The sequence below is a fragment of the Variimorphobacter sp. HTMS_6 genome (assembly GCF_059717775.1).
In genome coordinates this window covers 579,391-600,301 of sequence record NZ_AP046094.1, presented here as the reverse complement: position 1 = coordinate 600,301, position 20,911 = coordinate 579,391, and the positions used below count along the sequence as shown (strand labels likewise).

19 protein-coding genes are annotated in these 20,911 nt (G+C 38.9%); 3 read left to right on the top strand and 16 right to left on the bottom strand.

Annotation, left to right across the window (positions count from 1 at the left end):
• Positions 1-9: 9 nt before the first annotated feature.
• From AC6IWN_RS02660 to AC6IWN_RS02650, 3 genes are all read right to left on the bottom strand, one after another.
• Positions 10-834 carry an energy-coupling factor transporter transmembrane component T gene (locus AC6IWN_RS02660; RefSeq protein WP_497990801.1) on the bottom strand — a complete coding sequence of 275 codons (825 nt, stop codon included), beginning with the start codon at positions 832-834 and terminating at the stop codon, positions 10-12.
• On the bottom strand, positions 827-1,828 hold the full coding sequence (gene cbiM / locus AC6IWN_RS02655) for a cobalt transporter CbiM (RefSeq protein ID WP_497990799.1): 1,002 nt from the start codon (positions 1,826-1,828) through the stop codon (positions 827-829). Before cbiM ends, AC6IWN_RS02660 begins: the two co-directional genes overlap by 8 nt.
• A gap of 217 nt (positions 1,829-2,045) precedes the next feature.
• Positions 2,046-2,393, bottom strand: a complete 348-nt coding sequence (locus tag AC6IWN_RS02650; protein WP_497990797.1) for a metal-sensing transcriptional repressor — start codon at positions 2,391-2,393, stop codon at positions 2,046-2,048.
• Between the two features lie 267 nt (positions 2,394-2,660).
• On the opposite strand from AC6IWN_RS02650, the gene AC6IWN_RS02645 reads away from it, so the two are divergent.
• Positions 2,661-4,802: a substrate-binding domain-containing protein gene (locus tag AC6IWN_RS02645; protein ID WP_497990795.1), complete on the top strand. Its 2,142-nt coding sequence runs from the start codon at positions 2,661-2,663 to the stop codon at positions 4,800-4,802.
• Between the two features lie 194 nt (positions 4,803-4,996).
• Here AC6IWN_RS02645 and AC6IWN_RS02640 read toward each other — a convergent pair whose 3' ends face one another.
• Positions 4,997-5,377, bottom strand: a complete 381-nt coding sequence (locus tag AC6IWN_RS02640; RefSeq protein ID WP_497990793.1) for a response regulator — start codon at positions 5,375-5,377, stop codon at positions 4,997-4,999.
• 279 nt (positions 5,378-5,656) lie between these two features.
• Here AC6IWN_RS02640 and AC6IWN_RS02635 point away from each other — a divergent pair, with 279 nt between their 5' ends.
• Positions 5,657-6,397 carry a sensor histidine kinase gene (locus tag AC6IWN_RS02635; RefSeq protein WP_497990791.1) on the top strand — a complete coding sequence of 247 codons (741 nt, stop codon included), beginning with the start codon at positions 5,657-5,659 and terminating at the stop codon, positions 6,395-6,397.
• Positions 6,398-6,424: 27 nt separating this feature from the next.
• Positions 6,425-7,519 (top strand): response regulator, encoded by a 1,095-nt coding sequence (locus AC6IWN_RS02630; RefSeq protein WP_497990789.1) that lies wholly within the window; start codon positions 6,425-6,427, stop codon positions 7,517-7,519.
• A gap of 227 nt (positions 7,520-7,746) precedes the next feature.
• Here AC6IWN_RS02630 and AC6IWN_RS02625 read toward each other — a convergent pair whose 3' ends face one another.
• The 12 genes from AC6IWN_RS02625 to AC6IWN_RS02570 all read right to left on the bottom strand — a co-directional run bounded on the left by AC6IWN_RS02625 (position 7,747) and on the right by AC6IWN_RS02570 (position 20,260).
• Complete coding sequence (locus AC6IWN_RS02625) at positions 7,747-8,643, bottom strand: ABC transporter ATP-binding protein (protein WP_497990787.1); 897 nt, start codon at positions 8,641-8,643, stop codon at positions 7,747-7,749.
• Between the two features lie 27 nt (positions 8,644-8,670).
• A complete protein-coding gene (locus AC6IWN_RS02620) occupies positions 8,671-9,789 on the bottom strand; it encodes a taurine ABC transporter substrate-binding protein (protein WP_497990785.1) in 1,119 nt (372 codons plus the stop codon).
• Between the two features lie 59 nt (positions 9,790-9,848).
• Positions 9,849-10,688, bottom strand: coding sequence for an ABC transporter permease (locus tag AC6IWN_RS02615; protein ID WP_497990783.1), 840 nt, complete (start codon positions 10,686-10,688; stop codon positions 9,849-9,851).
• Positions 10,689-10,690: 2 nt separating this feature from the next.
• Positions 10,691-11,164 carry a pyridoxamine 5'-phosphate oxidase family protein gene (locus AC6IWN_RS02610; protein ID WP_497990781.1) on the bottom strand — a complete coding sequence of 158 codons (474 nt, stop codon included), beginning with the start codon at positions 11,162-11,164 and terminating at the stop codon, positions 10,691-10,693.
• Positions 11,165-11,182: 18 nt separating this feature from the next.
• Positions 11,183-12,442 (bottom strand): radical SAM protein, encoded by a 1,260-nt coding sequence (locus tag AC6IWN_RS02605; protein WP_497990779.1) that lies wholly within the window; start codon positions 12,440-12,442, stop codon positions 11,183-11,185.
• 19 nt (positions 12,443-12,461) lie between these two features.
• Positions 12,462-13,640 (bottom strand): methionine adenosyltransferase, encoded by a 1,179-nt coding sequence (gene metK, locus AC6IWN_RS02600; RefSeq protein WP_497990777.1) that lies wholly within the window; start codon positions 13,638-13,640, stop codon positions 12,462-12,464.
• A gap of 214 nt (positions 13,641-13,854) precedes the next feature.
• A complete protein-coding gene (locus AC6IWN_RS02595; RefSeq protein ID WP_497990775.1) occupies positions 13,855-15,204 on the bottom strand; it encodes an MFS transporter in 1,350 nt (449 codons plus the stop codon).
• Between the two features lie 66 nt (positions 15,205-15,270).
• Entirely contained in the window at positions 15,271-16,617 is a 1,347-nt protein-coding gene (locus tag AC6IWN_RS02590; RefSeq protein ID WP_497990774.1) for a pyridoxal phosphate-dependent decarboxylase family protein, read from the bottom strand.
• A gap of 92 nt (positions 16,618-16,709) precedes the next feature.
• Positions 16,710-17,243: a GNAT family N-acetyltransferase gene (locus AC6IWN_RS02585; protein ID WP_497990772.1), complete on the bottom strand. Its 534-nt coding sequence runs from the start codon at positions 17,241-17,243 to the stop codon at positions 16,710-16,712.
• A gap of 13 nt (positions 17,244-17,256) precedes the next feature.
• Complete coding sequence (locus AC6IWN_RS02580; RefSeq protein WP_497990770.1) at positions 17,257-17,724, bottom strand: pyridoxamine 5'-phosphate oxidase family protein; 468 nt, start codon at positions 17,722-17,724, stop codon at positions 17,257-17,259.
• 12 nt (positions 17,725-17,736) lie between these two features.
• On the bottom strand, positions 17,737-18,963 hold the full coding sequence (locus AC6IWN_RS02575; RefSeq protein ID WP_497990768.1) for a radical SAM protein: 1,227 nt from the start codon (positions 18,961-18,963) through the stop codon (positions 17,737-17,739).
• A 253-nt stretch (positions 18,964-19,216) separates the two neighbouring features.
• Positions 19,217-20,260, bottom strand: a complete 1,044-nt coding sequence (locus AC6IWN_RS02570) for a calcium/sodium antiporter (protein WP_497990766.1) — start codon at positions 20,258-20,260, stop codon at positions 19,217-19,219.
• Positions 20,261-20,911 lie beyond the last annotated feature (651 nt).

Here is a 20,911-nt window from a genome sequence, read left to right as displayed (position 1 = left end):
ATGAAACCTTTACACCCTTGCAAAATATATGAATAATGCGACAAACCCGATATGCACTACCACATACAAATAATCCGTCCAACTTAACTTCGACTTATGGTAGATACGATAGTCTCCGGAAAATCCCCTGCACTCCATCGCATGATACATCTCCTCCGCCATTTCCCTGGACTGAAGAAATAAGCTTCCTGCAATTCCACCCATGGAGCTATATTTCTTATTATTTTTACCGACAGAGCGGAGCTTTAAAGCGTATAGTAGATTCAGTGATGTATTCCCTAACAGATACAGATATTTTATCGTGATGTCTAAAATCATTATAAAGATTCCGGGAATATAGAATCTACTAAGTGCCCCAGTGATATCATTCCACCTGGATGTATGAGATAGAATACCGACTGCTGTGATGGTGGAGAATACTTTCGCCGTGATCATGATGCTGCTATAATAATTTCCCCAGATAATTGCAGGTACCATAATAATTGCAGTAAACACGGTTACTCCTACGCTCATTTTTAAGATTCTAACCAACCGATCTGCATCAAATAAGCTTAAAATCACAAGAAAATATACATTAATAATAACAACAAATAGAAAGCTTCTTGTCAGGGATAGAAGGATTAATAGGAGAAATGTGCAAAGCACTTTAAGTGTTACACTGATTTTTGACTCCGATTTGCTCGCACCATCCTGCATCTTTATTCTTGAGATAATCTGAAAGACAGATAGGATACTTTTTGTTAGAAAAGTATCCTTATCTGCCTTTGGTTTATAATTCTCATCGCCTATCAACCACGCAGGCATATCCTGCACTTGATTTTTACTATTATCCAATTTTACTTCCAACCTTATCTTTCTTAAAAGTACTGATCACTTTAAATGCAATGACTAAGATTGCAACACCTGCAACGGCGGATAGAATATAACCGGCTATCTCGGGTAATCCGTTGACAGCATAATCCGGCATAATCGCTTCAAAGCTAAAGCCATTCTTCATACCCCCCGGTAGGTAACCTAAGGACTTGCCTCCTGATACTACTTCCTTGATTTCTTCCGCTCCCCATTCGCCCCAGGCGGTTCCGGTTGCGAGAAGACCAATTGGCGTTAGGCAGATTAATGCTGCCAGCAAACCATAGATTGCTTTTGTTTTCTCCTTCGCACCTTCATATAATGTGCCAGGTGATACATTTTTGATGTAAGCTACAATTGCTACCGTGAATAATGCTTCAACTACACCGGCAACCATCAGGTGAGGAATCATCATTGCAGGAATTGATATGCTTAAGGAATACGGGCAGTATAACGGTAGCCCCGCAGCATCCTGAAACAGTAACGGTTGTATACCAAACTCTATCGCAGTACATAGAGCCGCTGCATTAATAGCGATATATGAGCCCAGTATGATACCAAGATACTCTCCTTTTTCCGATTTCACATGATCCTTAACCAGTTTATATATGTAATATCCCACGAAGGGTAGCACAAACGCCATGTTAAAACAGTTGGCTCCGAACGCGAGGATACCACCGTCTCCAAATAGTAGCGCTTGCAAGAATAACGCTACGGTGACACTAATACATGCGGCATATGGTCCAAGCAGAATTGCAAGTAAAGTTCCTCCGACTGCATGCCCTGTTGTTCCACCCGGAAGCGGTACATTAAACATCATTAATAAGAATGAGAAGGCTGCACCTACACCAAGTAACGGTATCTTAACCTTCGGGATTTCTTCTTTTACTTTTCTCACAGACGTTACCCATGCGGGAACAACAGCTGCTGTCAAAACCGCACATGTAGCCGGACTTAAATAATTATCAGGGATATGCATCTTCCACCCTACTTTCCATATTTACTCTAATTAATTAAATTATATATGGTTTCTCCGGATGAACAAGCCCGGATGGGGGATATTTTTTCATAATTAATTCCAGTGTTCTAGAGCCTTGATTTTATAGGAAGAATTCAATAAATCTATTATCATCTAATCACTGACATTTATACATCGTATGCCCCGGATGGGGATATCAACGCATTGACTTTATTCCCTATTTCATAAAGCTATCAATCGCTTTATTCAAATTATCGATTGCTCGATTATCTCCGGATTCTACTGCATCAACGATGCAATGCTCCAGATGATCTTTTAATATCACCTTACCGGTATTATTCAGAGCTGATATCACTGCTGATAACTGGATTAATACCTCGCTGCAGTCCTTTCCCTCTTCTACCATTCGTTTTACTGAGTTCAAATGACCGGAAGCTCGTGCCAGACGCGCAATAACAGCTTTTGTGTTGGTATGGGTATGCAGATGTTCGTGCTCGTTGCCATGACTATGTGTTATTTCGCTGCCATCCGCAGCAATATGGGTATGAACTTGTTCGTTTTTCATATATGTAATTCCTTTCGAGGATATGATAGGATTTCAAAACATCAATCCATGATACATATCATACTATATATTCTTTATGATAATTATTTATCCAATATGTGTCAAGAGACTGTGAATACCTGCAAACGAAGATGTGATAAAATAATATCAAAACTTTAAGAATATGATTGTTTTTTATATAGAATAATGTTAATATTTGTATAAAGATAAGTATATTTTGTCGCATTACTCTATACTTATTTGACATAAGTTTAAGGAGGACTTCGAATGTCGGAAAAACAAGTCAGCAAAGGGAATAATCGCAACAAAACCAGGTTTTTCATATGTTCTATCTCGATATTGACACTAATTCTTATCGCTTTATTTTGTGTTGTAACATTTTTAGAAATAAAAGTGCTACAAACAATACTCTCGTATGGACTAATCGTAGTGATGCTTTTATTGGCTATTCAATTAATCTTTATGCTACGTTTTTTCAATGCCGTCCAACAGATTGACAAAAATGCAGTAACTTTTTCAAAAGGGGAGTTAAATATCAGTGACATCATGACAGACAAAACAAAGGGTCTGGAGACATTATCCATTGCCTTCAATGATATGAAAAGGAATCTGATGAACTTTATTGAGTCCACAAAGAGCAATGTTATCATTTTGTCCGATGCGGTTGATAAGGTTACTAAGAGCTTGGATATGAGTTACAAGGGCAATGAACATATTGCTTCCAACATGTCTGTGGTTGCGGGGAAAGCACAGGAGCAGTTGAAAATCGTTACCGATACCTTAGAGCGAATTAAAGAAGTAAGTGAACGAACGAACAATATTACATATACGCTCTCAAATATTGAGGGCTTTGTGGATAATACTGTTAAGGTGACTAATGAAGGGTCGGAACATCTGGATCGATATAATGAACAGATTGAAGTAATCTCCGTTAATCTAACCGAAACTGCAACCTTTATCAATGCTTTAAACTCTAATCTAAATCAAATTGATCAGGTAAATGGTTTAATCATGAGCATTACTGAGCAACTTACACTTCTATCCCTGAACTCAGCGATCGAGGCTGCGAGGGCGGGTGAGGCAGGAAAAGGCTTCGTTGTAGTCTCCCAGGAGATGAACAAGTTATCTGCGGCAACCAGGAATAGTATCACTCAGATTAACAACCTTGTGTCCAATATATTAAGTAGTAATGCCAAGGTCAGCGACAGCATCTCAAGCTGTGTTGACAGCTATAATATAAGTAAGGATATCTTCACATCTGTGAAGGACTCCTTCTATACTATTAATAAAAATGCAAATATTCTTAGTGATGATATGAAAAAGGTATCCGCGGAGTCTCAACTGATCAATGAGAATACGAACGGAATTAGTGAGAAAGCACAAACACTGCATGATTCATCCCAAGAGATCTCATCCATTACTGAGGATGTTGCTGCTGTTACACAGGAAGAACTTGCTGAGAATGAAGAGATTAACAGTCAAGCTCTTTCCCTTAAGAATATGCTCTCTGATATTCAGCGCCTGTTAAAACGCTATAAGACTTCTATCGTACCGGTTAGTAAGATAAGTCCAAAGCCATTAAAAATTGCGTTCATCAGCCCATTAGATCATCCATTCTGGCAGGGCGTAAGACAGGGTGCATTATATGCAAAGAATGAATTAAAATCTAAAAATACAGTCGTCGATTATATTGGCTTTGAAGTGACCGGCGAAGAGTTTGACAGAACCATAGTAGAAAAGTTTGGAGAGAATTATGACGGTATTGTTGTACCTGGATTTATCGGGAATGCAGATGAATGTCTTAAATTAGCGGTTAAAAACAAAGTTGCTGTAATGGCATTTAACTGTGATTTTAAAGAAGGTTCAAATCGTCTCTCCTATTTTGGACCAGACGTTCATGCCGCCGGTATCAAAGCAGGTGAATTTGCTGCTAAGGCTGCAGATGAAGATGGTGAAATTGCAATCCTACATGGAACACTGACAACAACAATTAATAAGATCCGAACTGATGCTATTAATGAAGTGATCCGTAAAAAGAGAAAGGTGAAGGTTGTAGAACAGCTTACTGCTGAAATTGATGATAAGATACTTTACGAACAAACCAAATCCGTACTTAAAAAGCATCCGAACCTCAAGGTTATCGTAATCGTAACCGGTGGTATTCAGGGCGCTGCCAAAGCGATATCCGATATGGGTCATAAAGGCAAAACTACTATTGTTTGCTTTGATTATGACGACAGTGTCATAGAATTAATCAAAGAAGGTCTAGTATCAACTGCAATGGGACAAGATGCATTTGGTCAAGGACATGATCCGATTATCGCTCTATATAATTATCTGGTGGATAATGAAGTACCACAATCGATTACATACACACGAACAGAAGTAATTGATATAAGAAGTGTTTAGATAATCAAACTTTGATTCATATACAATCAATATTAACACGTTAACCAAGGGGTTGTTGTAAAACAGAATCTTCTAAGTATGCTGTTATGTTATGCTACAAAACATAATCAGTTTACTTGAATGGATTTCCTTTTACAACAACCCCTTAATGTATCTATCAATATAACTAACTAATTATTTCCGGCTGACATGAGTTAATTTACTATGTTTCTTTTTAAAATATGTTTCACCAATATAGCTAATTGATGAAGGTTTTCCTTTACAAGATAAGCACAACAACCGTTTTTCATTGCAAATGAAATTACTTCCGGCGATACATCTTCGGATACTATAATAAACGGAGTCTTTGGTGATAACGCATTTTTAGTAAAGAGTGCATGGAGTGCATTAAAACGTGGAGTGGAATTATCCGAGAGAATGATATCAAAATCAATCTCCGCAAGCGCATTTTTCATCGCCTCTTCACTACATACATACTGTGCTTCTACTTCAAATCCTCCCCTCCTTAATTCAAGAACGTTCAGGTCTGCTATATATTTAAACTCTTCTACAATTAAAACCTTAATTTTGCTCATACCCCAGCCCTTTCACACGTTTCTTTCTCCGATTAAGTGATTAATTATCTATAATAATAAGATAATTTCAACCAAAAATCTAGATGACAATCTTTTGATAAACTATAGTAATTCTTTCGTTTTTCATCTTTCATCAACGATAGGGAAATCCATTTGACAAATCCTTGTAAAATATGTATACTAAAATCACCTAATTCATATATGTTTAATATGCATTTAAATATATAACCAATACGGATGTATTGGATAAAGAATCACCACACCGGGAGAACGTTGATTATGAATGAAGAAAAAACTCAGAATGATATCATCCATAACACTGATAATTCTATTAAAGAATTGAAGGCACTTAACAGCACCATTTCTCATGAAATCAAAGCTCCGGTAAGAGCAATTGACGGCTATGCAAGAATCTTCATTGAAGACTTCGGCAGTCAAATCAGTGCTGACGGTCTCGAACTGATTCATAATATACGTACTCTATGTAATGATACTTTGCTCCTAATTAATAAATTACTTGATTATACAAAATATGCTGATGTAACGCCGATTCAGGAAACCATCTATCTTCCTCAGATGATGCATGATGTATTCGAAGAACTGATAATCAGTTATCCGAAGAAGCATATGATTGAACTGAATATAGCAAAAGAGATGCCATATCTGTTAGCGGATGGAATTCTGATTCGTCAGGTTATCGTTAATCTTTTGTCCAATGCACTCAAATTCACGAAGAATAAGGAAGCGGTATTTATCACTGCAGGATATCAGCATATCGATGAGGAACATATATTTTACATAAAGGACAACGGAGCAGGTTTCGATATGAACTTCTCTGAGAATCTATTTGGCATGTTCCAACGCATGCATTCCATGGATGATTATGAGGGCAGTGGTGTTGGTTTGGCTACTGTAAAAAAAATCATACAAAAGTTTGGTGGTAGGGTATGGATTACCGGAGAGGTCGGAGTCGGCGCCTGCGTGTATTTCACTATTTCACCGGAAAATATACTAAAGTAAGGAACATCGCATTAACAGGAGGTGGCTATGTACCAGACATTAATCGTTGACGACCGCGAGATATTTCTGACTGAATTAAAGCATTTAAAGATATGGGGGGATGAAACCGGCTTTCAGATTGCTGACAAAGCAAATAATGGCAAGCAGGCTCTGGATCTGCTTCGAGACAGGCACTATGATCTAGTACTGACTGATATACGGATGCCGGTTGTTGACGGCTTACAACTGTTACGAGAAATTAAGAAGGAAAATCTCTGCCCTTGCGTGGTTTTTCTCAGTGAGTATAGTGAATTTCATTACGCCAGACAGGGTATCGTATTAGGTGCTTTTGATTATCTGGTGAAACCAGCCACGGAGGAAACGCTTGGTGAACTCCTAAGTAGAGCTGCCCTATTCCTCTCCTCACAAGCAAGCAGCTCCCACACAAGCGGATACGTTGATGATAACTCTGACTGGTTTTACCCTTCCTCAGAGGAAGCCTCCATCGTAAATCATCTCCTTAACAATGATTTCCTAGCTTTCACCTTGTTTAAAACAACCTTGGATAACCTCTACGTAATTCTTGAGGACAATATTATCAAAGCAGATATTATGATTAAAAGACTCTATCATAACATAATAAAAAGTGTGTATGATAATTATTCCTGGCTGAATCTATATATTAATCCTTCCATTTTTAGTGAAATCGATTTTCTTCATGATGGGGATGATAATGCTTATAAAAGTCTTTATTGCCGTAAAATCAGTTATCTTGCTAACGTAATTGCAAAGCTGCATCCGGTAACCTCTGATCCGAATCTGCATGATATTTGCGAATATCTGCTCTCTAATCCGGAGAAGGATTTAAAATTAAAGATAATATCCGAACAATTCTTCCTTAACAATACTTACCTTAGTAGCAGCTTCTCAACAAAACTTGGAATCCGTTATAATGATTATGTAACACTAATCAAGATGACTCGTGCCGAGTACCTGATCAGACACGAAGATGAGAAGCCTTCTGAAGTAGGGTATCAGTTAGGCTATAAAGATATTAATTATTTTTTAAAGCAGTTTAAGGCGATTCATGGTCAAAGCGCTTCCAAGTTCCGCCACTCTGAATATTATGACTATCAAATATAATAATACAAAAATAGCAGGTAATTATTATCCACTAGAGACACGTTTTCACTCAATTGATAATATGTAGCGGTCTCTAAATGGGTAAATAATTACCTATAATTTTATACTAAAAAACGAGCTGCACCCTTTATATTCTGGTCTGCAGCTCGTTCTCTCTCCCTCACAAAGCTCTATTATAGAACCGGATATAACTTAAATCATGTAAATATGCTATCATATAATAATTATCATATATAGTATTCGGTTCTTACGTGATTAATCAGGTCCAATACTTCTTCTCTAACCTTCTTAAATTCCGCCGTAAATCGAATCTGATCTGCATTTTCACCGGTAATCGAATTGGTAAAGGAGGTTTTGAACTCCTTTACGATCTTGCCTGGTCTAGGTGACATCACCAATACTCTCGTTCCCAATGAAAGTGCTTCATCCACATCATGGGTGATAAACAAAATTGATTTACGAGTTTCCCACCAGATATTGCGAAGCATATTCTGCATCTGATCACGGGTCAATGCATCCAATGCGCCAAACGGTTCATCCATTAACAACACTAACGGATTATTCACCAATACCCTGGCAATCGATACTCTCTGTCTCATTCCACCGGATAATTCATATGGTTTATGCTTGCGAAAATCCAACAACCCTACCTTCTCCAGATAGTGTTCGGCAAGTTCTTTTTGTTCTGCTTTGGGAAGCTTTCTCATCTTTAAGCCGAACTTTACATTGTCCTCCACGCTTAGCCAAGGGTATAGAGCGGGTTGCTGGAAAACCACACCCCTATGCCAATCCGAACCCGATATCTTTGTATCGTTCACATATGCTTCTCCTTCTGTCGGACTAATGAAGCCTGCTATTACCTTTAACAGAGTACTTTTGCCACACCCGGAGGGACCAAGGAGGCATATGAATTCCCCCTCCTTGATCTCGAGGTTAATGTCCTCCAGTGCATTGACCTCGTTATTCTCCGACGTATAAGTCAACCCCAGATTTTTCAAAGATACCACCGGCTTTCGGGTATCAGCATCATCCTGATAATAAGAGATACTATTCCCTTCCCATGCTTTATTCCTTCCTTCTTCCGGGTTACGTTTTGACGAATTTTCTTCCTGCACCAGAGTCATTTGACCACCTCCCAGTTCCTTAATTTCTTATTGTCCCGCTTTCACCTTCTCAAGATATGTAGGATTAACGTATTTGTCGTATGCGGATGCATCCAGCTTTTTCTCAAGGGATTTCTGGTCTACTAAGAAATCTCCAATCTTCTTTAAACTATTTAATGTATTACCTTTTGCAGAACTTGTTCCAAGATATGCAGAAGATAACTCTTCATCTACACTAAGCCATACATTACCCTTTGCCTGCTTAAGCGCTTCTTCTTTGGATATGCTATTTGCTTTAGACCAGAGCTCAGCTGATTTGTTAGGATCAGTGGAATATAACTCATGCGCCTTGATCAATGCCTTTAAATAAATCTCTACTACCTGAGGATATTTGGTAGCAAAGTCATCACTTACGATATTATAGCCGGATGTCGGAGCTCCCTTTGCTGCTAGATCTTTACTGGATATTAACTTAGTGCCATCAGCATACAGTTCTCCAAGGCTTGGATCCCAGGTATAGGCCGCATCAATATCACCGCGTTTCCAAGCTGCTACGATATCAGTAGGATTTAAATCAACGATTTTAACATCTTTTGCAGTAAGTCCGTTTAATTCTAATGCACTCAACAAGCTGTAATGAGAAGTAGAACTTACAGTAGTTGCAATCTTTTTACCTTTAAGATCTTTGACAGAAGCAATCTTCGCACTGTTTTTAGCAACTAATGCTTCCGAATCACCGAGAACTGCACTTACCCAGAAGATCTGATAAGGAATATTCGTAGATGCTGCGATAGCAACCGGCGGATCTCCGATACCACCTGCAAAGTCGATAGACTTAGATAGAATCGCATTGTTCATATCGCGGCCTGCCTGAAAATTAACCCATTTTACAGTAGTTCCGAATTTGCCAAGTTCTTCTTCTAGCCAACCATTCTCTTTGACAAGATTATTGTCATCATTCATCGTAAAGTATCCGATTGTAACTGTTTTGGGATATTCCACCTGGGGCTGGGTTGGTGCAGACGTTGCTGTTGCGGCCGTTGCAGCCGCTGTTGGTGTGGATTTTGCATCCGAGTCAGAGGACCCTTTCGATCCGCAACCTACTAATGCTGTTGCAATAAGTATGATTGATACAAACATACTTATAATTTTTCTTCCATGTTTCATACGATACACTCCTTTTTTATAATTTATATCATTGATTTTACGTTCCGTTTCCGCTTGAATTACTCCTTCCCCTTCCAAGGTACAATCTTGGATTCCGCAAAACGAATTGTTCGATCAAGTATGATACTTGTGATTCCCATCACGATAAGTCCGGCAAAGATTACATCACTTTGTAAGAAACGGCTAGCATCAAATACCATCCAACCGATACCGGTTACAGATGCAACCATTTCCGCAGCTACCAGTGTGCCGAAGGCAATTGCCATAGAGGTTCTGAGTCCAGTAAAAATATAAGGCAAGCTTGCTGGTAATATTACATGCCAGAAAACCTGTGCCTTGGATGCCCCCAAGGTATATGCTCCATTAATATAATCTTCTCTCACACTCTTAACACCTGACATAGAAGATATGTAAATCGGTGCGAAAGCAGCGAGAAAAAGTAATGTTATTTTTGATCTATTCTCAATACCAAGCCAGATAATCAATAAGGTATAGTAACCTAACGGTGGGAGCGATTGATAAAACTCCACCAATGGATCAAATACGGCTCTTATCTTTCGGTTATAACCGCTAGCCAGACCTAATGGTATGGCAAATAGAATAGCCAGCAAGTAAGCATTAAGCAAACGGTAAAGACTATCCGCAAGATGCTTAAACAGTGGAGTTCCCTTATATCCCTCAAAAATCAGATCTCCAAAGCACTTCAATACTTTACCCGGTGTCGGTACAAGCACATTGGATACCAGCTTAAACTTTGCGACCAGATACCAGGCGATTCCCAAAAATAAAAAGGTTCCGATACTGATAGATAGTTCTTCCACTCTGTCTTTCTGAAGTAAGGGACGCTTTCGCCTTTTCTTAGCGCTTTTCACAGTTCCCTGTTTAATAACTTGCGACATAACTACGATCCCTCCTTAATCATATCCCGATCCAGATGACCGATGATTGGATAATTCTCAACTTCATATGTCAATCTTTGAGAAAATGTTTCATTACGGATTTCTTCCGGTTCGATTATCCACACACCGGCAAGGTCTGCCCCCGGGATTCTCTCTTGAATCTCACAATATTTTGTCTCGTATAGGGTTCCGGTGATATGTACCTTCTTGGCTCTTCCTTTTATCTGTATACTGTGTTTATTGTTATAGATATTAATCGCTACTTTTTTATCAAACCATATACTATAGGTCAGGTTTTTATTGGTCTGAGAGGTCTCCAATAATTCTAGAAATATCAGATTTCCATCCTGATCTACGTTGACAGATCCTTTGAACACTACATGGGGAACACCTTGTTTATCAACTGTTGCTAATGCTTTTAGCGTGTTCTGATCCTGCAATAGCTCAATTATTTCACTTGTGATTGTTATTGCCACCAGCTATCACCCTCTCCTTTAAATTCTCGCTAAATCGGTACTTGGATGATTACCGCATCTTCGATAGTCATCAAAATATACTTCCAAACCATGCTTTTCACGGATCTCATTCAACCCCTTTGCCAGACGCACATAATATTCAAGCGATGGAGGTACTTGGTTTTTAAAGATTGTGTTATCCGCTACTTCCCAGATTCCATCAAAAGCGATTACTCCATGTTCTGCGAATTCTTCTGCTTGTTCAAATGCTGCTGCCAAGCTCTCCTCTTCGGTCTTAAACCCATGAGGCTTTGCCATATCAACTCCACCTACTAATCCACAATTCACATTATTTCTACCAAAGATATCAACGGCATCAAATAAGCTTTGCTTCCATCCATCGTATCCGATAAATTCTGCTTTACCTGGACAGATCCAGTTGAAAAGCTCCTTATTGAACACTTCTAAGTCTGATGTATAAGATATGATTCCGGTTTCTTTCTTTAAACGTTCCAACTGTTTCCTAGAATATGCCGTGCCAATAATCTGACCATGTATGTGCTTTGTTTTGAATAAATCCTTTAGTGCGCGAAATACCTCTATATAGAGTTCCACTTCATCATCCAGAAGTTCCGCTCCTGATAGAATTGATCCCCCTGTAGCACAAAACGTAGTAAATCTTCCTTTTTGCTTTAATGCTTCTTGTACCGACTCTACCATATCGTCTATATCAATAATCGATGAGATATTTTTATTCTCATATTCCTTACCCATAGCACCGACACAGCAGTATTTACAACCCCCACCCGGTTTATTCCAAAAATGACAATGGCTGTTCACACTAATATCCAGTCTCTGCGGTCTGCATCCCAGCACATGCCACATCGGCGTGCCTTTGGAGGTTACCTTATCGTAATAATCAGGCTTCTCCCAGAACTCTACTTCTTCAAGAATTTCATCTAAATCAGTAATAACTAATTGATCATCAACCACGTCAATCAGATAAGGATCTCTAATTCCGGGGTTCGTTTCTTCCGCATATCCGGTTACAATACTTGTTCCGTCTCTTAGTAATAATCCCGCTGGGTTGAATTTATCGGTTCGATCAAGAAATATGGATCTTTCATTAATCTGATGATTTTCTCTGCTGAGCCTTCCTCTAGCTTTGTCACTTAAGTCATATCCTCGACGCTTTAAGTCCGTTTTCAATATAACGAATCGTGATACATCCGGATAACTTTGAATTATTTCCTTAAGACTAGATTCTTCTTTTCTCCAATTCTCTAATCGAATGCCCATCGTATACTCCAATCATTATTTATAGCTTTCCTTTAATCTCTTCCACCTTATTTAACTCTTCCCATGGCAAATTGATATCGGTACGTCCAAAATGTCCATAAGCTGCAGTCTGTTTATAAATTGGTCTTCTTAAATTCAATGCTGCTATGATTGCTGCCGGGCGAAGATCAAATGTCTCCTGTATTATGCTGACAATCTTCTCCTCGGATATCTTACCGGTACCGAAGGTATCTACTGCAATAGATACTGGTTTTGCCACTCCGATAGCATAGGCTAGTTCAATTTCAACTTTATCCGCGACTCCGGAAGCTACCAGATTTTTTGCTACCCATCTTGCCGCATATGCCGCTGATCGATCAACCTTTGTCGGATCTTTTCCGGAGAAAGCACCCCCTCCATGTCTTCCTGTACCGCCATAGGTATCCACGATAATCTTTCTACCTGTTAGCCCTGCATCACCCTGGGGACCACCGATTACAAAGCGTCCGGTTGGATTTACGTAGTATTTTGTATCATCATCCAACAATTCTGCCGGGATTACTGCTTTAATGATATATTCAATTACATCTTTCTTAATTTGTTCCAGTGTAATATCTTCACTATGTTGGGTGGAGATAACAACCGTATCTACACGAGCCACTTTGCCTTGGTCATCAAATTCTACTGTTACCTGTGATTTCCCATCCGGCCTAAGATAAGGTAATGTTCCATTCTTACGAACCTCTGATAACTTTCTGGTTAACCGGTGTGCGAAAGATATCGCCGGAGGTAGATATTCCGGAGTTTCATTCGTTGCATAACCAAAGATAATTCCCTGGTCACCTGCTCCTGTACCGAAATCCTCGGTTTCACCTTCCTGTTTGGATTCGAATGCCTTATCCACTCCTAGTGCAATATCTGCTGACTGCTCATCAATGGAGGTAAGCACCGCGATGGAATCTGCATCAAATCCACCCGCATTCTGTGTATAACCGATTTCGCGAATTGTATTTCTAACTATTTTAGAAATATCAATATACGCCTGTGTTGTAATTTCACCCACAACCAGGGCTAATCCTGTGGCTACGGTAGTCTCAGCTGCTACTCGGGAATTAGGATCGTTTTCAATTAGCGCGTCCAGAATAGCATCTGAGATCTGATCTGCAATTTTATCAGGATGCCCTTCTGTTACTGATTCTGAAGTAAATAATCTTCCCATATCGTTTCCTCTTTTCTTTTCGTTTGTTTATTATAAAGCCGTTAATTTATTTCGGCTTCAAATAACATATTATTCTTATATGTTTATAATATATTCAAAGTGATTTAATTTCTATAGAATATATTTTGATTTATATAGGAAGAAATTTAGATTCTTAACTTGTTAACAAAAACTTTTCACTTAATTAAGGTCTCTATCTTAAGTCAAATCCACATCATGCTGATTGTTGTTGCTTCTCATCTAGGATTCTTCGTATTTCAAGATGTCTTTCTTTCGTATATGGATAAAGCAACGTACTGACTATACCAAGTAATACGAATACACCGGGAGCCACGGCCATCGTCCACTTTATCGTATTTAATGCTAACGGTGTCTGACTTACATTTGGTACATATCCTGCTACCTGTAAGATAATACCTATGATAAAGATAGCCACCGAATTAGAGAGCTGCATAAAAAATGTCATAACACCGGAATATAATCCTTCTCTTCTACGACCAGTATTAATTTCATCGACATCCAACACATCGGGAAGCATCGCCCACGGAAGTACATGTGCCACTCCATACCCCAGTCCGGCAAATGCCCCAACAATATATACTACAACCGGGTCTGATCCGGGGGCTACTAACAGCCAGGTCACCTGAGCGATAGCCCAAAGTAGGAGTCCGTAAAATATCGTATTACGCTTTCCGATTCTTTTTGATATAGCAGTCCATATCGGAAGAGACAGTACTCCGGTTAATATAACAATAACTAATAATATTGACATATCAGTTTCGCGGTTCAACCAGTATTTCATATAATAGATAACAAAGCCTTCAATTACATTCGCCGCTGCATAGCATCCTACATAAATTAAGAGTAAATATCGCATTGGTCGATTGCGAAATACACTGAACAATTCTTCCTTTACATTTAATGTAGATACCTCATATACCCGCGGACGCTCTTTCGAAAAGAGAAATATCATGAGTGCCATAACACTGATAAAGCCGCCAATTCCAAATCCCATTGCCCTGTATCCTATCGCCGGATCATGAAATGCATCACTTATCATTTTCGGAATTACAGCTGCGACCAATCCAAAGATCAGCTGGCAGGCGATACGATAATTGGATACACTGGTTCTTTCGTTATAATCGTCCGTCAGTTCTGTTATAAAGCTAAGATAGGGTACATGATAAGAGGATACCGCCGTTACCACTCCCACATAAGCTAGAATGTAATAGATCACGGTGAAGTTGCCAAAGTCTGCTTTGCTCCATAATAACGTGGAGAATATGAGCAAAAAGAAGGTAGCACCGAGAAAGAATGGTCTACGCCTACCGAATCTTGTATGTACACGGTCACTACCCAGCCCTAGGATCGGATCTACCACCGCATCCCAGGCTCTTCCTACTAAAAAAACTGTTCCTGCAATGGCCGGAGATATACCGACAACATCTGTCAAATAATACATAAAATACAGTCCAATTGCAGTAACAGAAATTACAGAAACCGCTTCACCCGAACCATAAAACAACTTTTTCCCTGCTGATAATTTTTCTCTATCTTTCCCCATCGCTTCCTCCTATCCATGATGTGTATATCCTTCACAAATTAATGAGCCTATTCCATAATCACCTAATTATTCTACCTCTTCACCCTCATCCTGGTCTTGTGATGACATAAGCTCATTTAGCATATAAATCAAATAATCCTTTACATTCACACCCTCCGGAAGGGAACCCTCCAAACCATATAAGGCAGCTTGGTCTGCTCCGCCCCCCTTCCAATCAACTGCCTCCTGTACCGAATCACGTAAGTCTTTCAAAAATTCTACCACGATTTCCTCATGAGCTGGTGTTACCATAAAGTGCAGACTGTCGGGATATTGTTGCAGATCCATATGCCACCCTCTGCTTGTCATACGATCTGATATCAGACTTAGATTTAACTTATCTGAACCGATTGCGAATACACTCGCCTCCGGTTTCCCTATAATATATAAATTCGGTATCTCTTCAATCCCCGCTTGAAGTGCTTTCGTTGTTCTCATAATCCCCTCAGCATTTTTCACATATCCCTCAAATCCCAGATAATTTAATACTGCCCAAGCACTGGCGATTGCTCCACCCGGGCGCGTTCCCAGTGCAGTCGGTGAAGCGAACAACCCGCCTGGCCACTTGTCATACGCAAAGTATTGAAATTGTCTGATATCCTTATTCCTATAGAGTATGGTTGATACTCCTTTAGAAGCAAAACCATATTTATGAATATCTGCCGAGATACTGGTTACACCAGATATACGAAAATCAAATAATGGTACTGGATATCCGAGCTTTTCCACAAACGGAAGTATAAATCCTCCGAGGCATGCATCTACATGCAGGGGAAGTCCCTTCTCAAGCGCCAGATCAGACAGCTCACTAATTGGATCCACAATACCGTGAGGATATGCAGGTGCTGATCCGACAATTAAAATCGTATTCGGTGTGATCAACTTTCTGGCTTCCTCCACATCTGCATAATAATCCTTCGTGAGCGGAATATGAACCGGCGTTACATTAAAATAATGAGCTGCTTTTTCAAACGCCGGGTGTGCGGTAATCGGCAACAGCATCTCCGGAGTTTCGATCTCCGGATGTTGGTATCTAGCTAAATCTCGGTAGGTCTTAACCGCCATCAGAATACTTTCACTCCCACCCGATGTAAGACTTCCTCTGGTTGTTTCATCCCCATGGAACAGATCTGCTGCCATAGAAATCACTTCATTCTCTAATGTTTTCAAATTTGGAAAGGCTAACGGATTCAATCCATTCTCATGAAAATATAACAGGTACGCCTGTTTCACAAACTCTGTAATCTCTTCTCCCGCATAATATACAAGGCTCCATGTCTTTCCCTTATTCCAATCTGCATCATGCTTTTTTAATGCTTTCATATGCTCCAATAGCTTTGAAGGATCTGCTCCTTTTTTAGGAAACTTCGCCATAATAACACCTCTCATTAGATTTTTAATTTGTATCTGTAACACTTATCTATTAAGTATTGTTACGACTATATCATTTGTGGCTACATCTTTTATTAAATTCCGTCTCCATCCTTGTTCTGGTCAATGTATTCATTGTAAGTTGGCTTATCTGACAGATTATAGCTCATCTCCCAGGTCGCACGGTATCCGATTCTGGAATAGAGTTCCCTTGCCTTTCCTCCGGATGCGATTAGCTTGGATTCCAAAACCCCCTTCTCTTTTAGCCATTGATGGCTTAATTCAATAAGACGAGACGCCAGCTTTCTGCCACGATATTCCGGTTTCGTATATACATCCACAATCCAGCCATATTTACCGGGTGCAAACAGATGATACGGGAAGTCCTGCTTTATCAACGCACCGGCTATTGCAACCGGTTGTTCTCCGTCATAAGCAAGATAGTGTTGAATCCTTCCCTGTCCATATTCGTAACAATATTCCTTTTCAACAACCTGATAAACATCCTCGACAAATGAGCTATCCGGGACACCCATATCTTGAAATAGGATTTTACGTAGTTCTACAATAACCGGAACCTCCTCAATGCCTGCTGTTACAATTTTAATATCTTTTGCATGATCCGACATATGCTCTTCCCCCTTATTCTTTCAACAGCCGGTCCAAATGTTTGAACACAGGTGATTCCTTATCTTGTTTTCTAATTTCATGTAACAAGGTAATATCATACACTTCTATCGGATCAAGGACACAAATTGCAGCCAGATCTACATCACCCAGTCGATTTCGCACTTTTTTATAGTAATCTTCATATTGATCTCCACTCACTATGATTCTGTCCGGTTTTGCGATAATTCGATAACTGATTTTATTTTCTCCTATGATTGTCAGCGATACCTTCTGATTAAACCACAAGCTTCTGGTAAAATTCTTATATGTTTTTGAAGTTTCGAGCAACTCAAGGATCAGAATCTTGCCGTCCTCTGACACTTCGAAAAATTCCTTCTCCTCAGCATAAGCAAGACCCTGCGGATCTACGGTAGCAAGAATCTTGACAGCATTTTTTTCACTTATAGCCTCTACTGCTTCTTTTATGAATTGAATTCCCACTTTAATTCCTCCCTATATAATTCTAGCCAAATCCGAATCCGGGTGGTTACCGCAACGTCGATAATCATCAAAATCCACATTCAACTCATATTTAACCCTTAGCTCCTGAAGCCCTATTGCAAGTCTTATATAATACTCTAACGAAGCATTCTTTTGGTCATGAAAATAAGAATGAGGTCTCGGTATCCATACCACATAAACGGTTGATACACCATGTATCGCCAAATCCTCTGCTTCTGCAAGTACTGCTTTCAACGCTTCATCCTCATTCTGAAAACCATAGGGTTGTGCGAATTCCACGCCTGCAACGATTCCGGTATTTACATTCCCCCTACCGAATATCTCCACCGCCTTGATTAATCTGTTCTTCCACTCCTGATAACCAACCCATTCTGCCTTACCGGGGCAAATCCAATTGAATAATTCTTCATTCAAAACTTCAATATCTGCCGTATAGCTGCTTAACCCTGTTTCTTCATATAATCTTCTAAGCTGCTTTTCATTGAAGGCAGTTCCGATTAGCTGGCTAGGGTATCTCTCCGTTTTAAAGAGCTTCCCAATCTCCTTTAATATTTCTATATAATAATCCACCTCTTCATCAAAGGGTTCTACTCCTCTGGTGTCTGAACCGGCGGTAAGGCATATGCTGGAGAATCTACCGGGCTGTTTTAAAGCCTCTTTTATCGTCTCTGCTACCTCTTCCGGCTTAAGTCTGGGACTAATTCCAAGCTCATTTTTCTGATCTTTCAGATGATTTACGATATCACAATATTTGCAGCCGTGATCATTGTTCCAAAAATGACAATAGCTAGACGGCATGATCTGCAATCTCTGAGGGCGAACCGTAACCACATGCTCCATCAGTTTACCGTTAGTCGTTACTTTCCCATAATAATCAGGCTTTGGCCAGTACTCTATGCTCTCAATTACTTCCCCTTCATCAACCAATACCAAATTGCTATCCACCACATCAACAAAATATGGTTTCTGCTCTAACGGAGTGGAATCCGTTAATAAAACGGTACCATCTCGTAGTACCAGTGATTCAGGAATCGGTGTTAGCTTCCCGTCCCTTGCCCCAAATAGGGTGGATCCCCTGAGCTGATGTTTCTCTTCATCCAGCACTTCAAGCGCCCTCTCCGTATAGTGAACACCTCTTCTTTGTACATCAATTTTAATAGCAATTAATGGTGGAAATTCCGGATATTTTTTTAATACTTCCTTTAAGCTTAATGACATAGATACCTCCTATAGCGATAATTCATAAAGTCAATTCATTTCTAACATATATTATTAGTATGTATTTAGGCATAAGATATGCCCGGAATGTTCGAAGTTGAAGCATTGAGAATCCGTCCGATTCCCTGTAATCCCTCTTCGATAGAATAATCTTATTCTGATCCCGAGCACATATCAACAGATGATATTTCGTTTTTTATGAGATTATCTTTGGCTTTTCAACAGGATAGCAACATACATCTTCATAAGCTCATTAACCTATCCACAAATTTGCCCCTATATAAACTACATAAATGGCAATCAGTAATATACCTTCCTTCTTACTAATTTCATCATACTTACTGTTATAGGCAAAAAATCCAAAGAATGATACGATAATTCCTAATGCGATAAAGTGAATATTATAAAACTCCTGTGTTACTATAATTCCTTTTGAAGATATCGCAGCTGAAGCTCCTACTACCATTAAGACATTCAAAATGTTAGCTCCCATAATATTGCCAAGGGCTAAACCACCGTAGTTTTTCTTAGCTGCGGATATACATGTACTTAATTCCGGGACACTGGTACCAAATGCTACAAGAGTGGAGGCAATTACGACATCAGGAATACCAATTTTAACTGCTAATACTTCTGCAGCACTAACCATTCCGGAAGAGCTAATTGCAATCAATACGGCTGCAACTACTATTAAGATTAGAATAATTATAATTGACCCGTTATTTTTTTTATCTAACGATGGCTCCTCTGTATCTGATTCATCTGACTTAGAATCTCCTAGATCTTGAACCTCCTTATCTTTATTATTCTTTTCTTGATACACGAGAAAGAATATATAAATCGGGATTAGGATAAGAAACACAATTCCCATCCATTGAGGAATCAGACCATTCTCTCCTTTCATCTTATATGCAAAAGTAGGGAGGATTAATAAAAACACAGCAATAATTAGCAAACTAAGCTTTTGTGAAGCTTTTCTATTTACAGGAATTTTCCCAAACAATGCACCTATTCCAATAATTAAGCTTGTGTTCGTAATTATGGATCCAACGGCATTCCCTAACGCGAAGCCTCCTTTGCCTTGCACGGAGGATACTACGGAAGCTGAAAGCTCAGGAAGTGTAGTTCCTAACGATACTATCGTTGCACCTATTACAATCTGTGGCAACCCCCATATTTTTGATAGCTTTACTGCATTATCCACCAATAAATCAGCTGATTTTGATAAGATAAATAAAGAAGCTACAAGAACCACTAACACAATGATAATGTTGGATCCTTCTAAAAATTTTGTCATATTTTCATCTCCTATCATTTAAAATATATCTCATTACGGGTTCCATCATTTTGTTCCTATACAATTTCGAAACAACAAAAAAGGAGCGTCTCAATATAGAGACTCTCCACCCAAAAAGTCGATTTCTTGCTATAACAAAATAGCAACCGTAAATAAAACATATTTATTTACTATTATATTATCATAAAAACATATCAACCTCAAGTCTCATTCCTAAAATATCATTACCGAAACGATAGTAAATATCCCCATATAAACTGTCTATCTTAAGATACAGATTAGATTCTCACTCATATATTTACATAGGTATGATGTAATAAAAAATTATAAATATTTATTTTGTATTTTTCTATAATGAATGATGCTAAAGTATAGGATAAGACATGGTTTTATAGTCCTGATGTATTGACAAATCGCCTTAATAATTATAACGTATAAGCAGTGTGTAAAACTAGAAGCTACATGAAATACAAAAAACATCTTTCATCATAAGTAGATTTCAACTCACAGCATCATACTGTTTTATTCTGATTAGTCATACTTTAAATCTGTATTCATCATCAGAAAGCTTTCACACAATTTAAGAATTTAATATTGGTATTAAAAGCATGAAGTCATGAATATTTATCGACATGAGATCGCTAATATAAT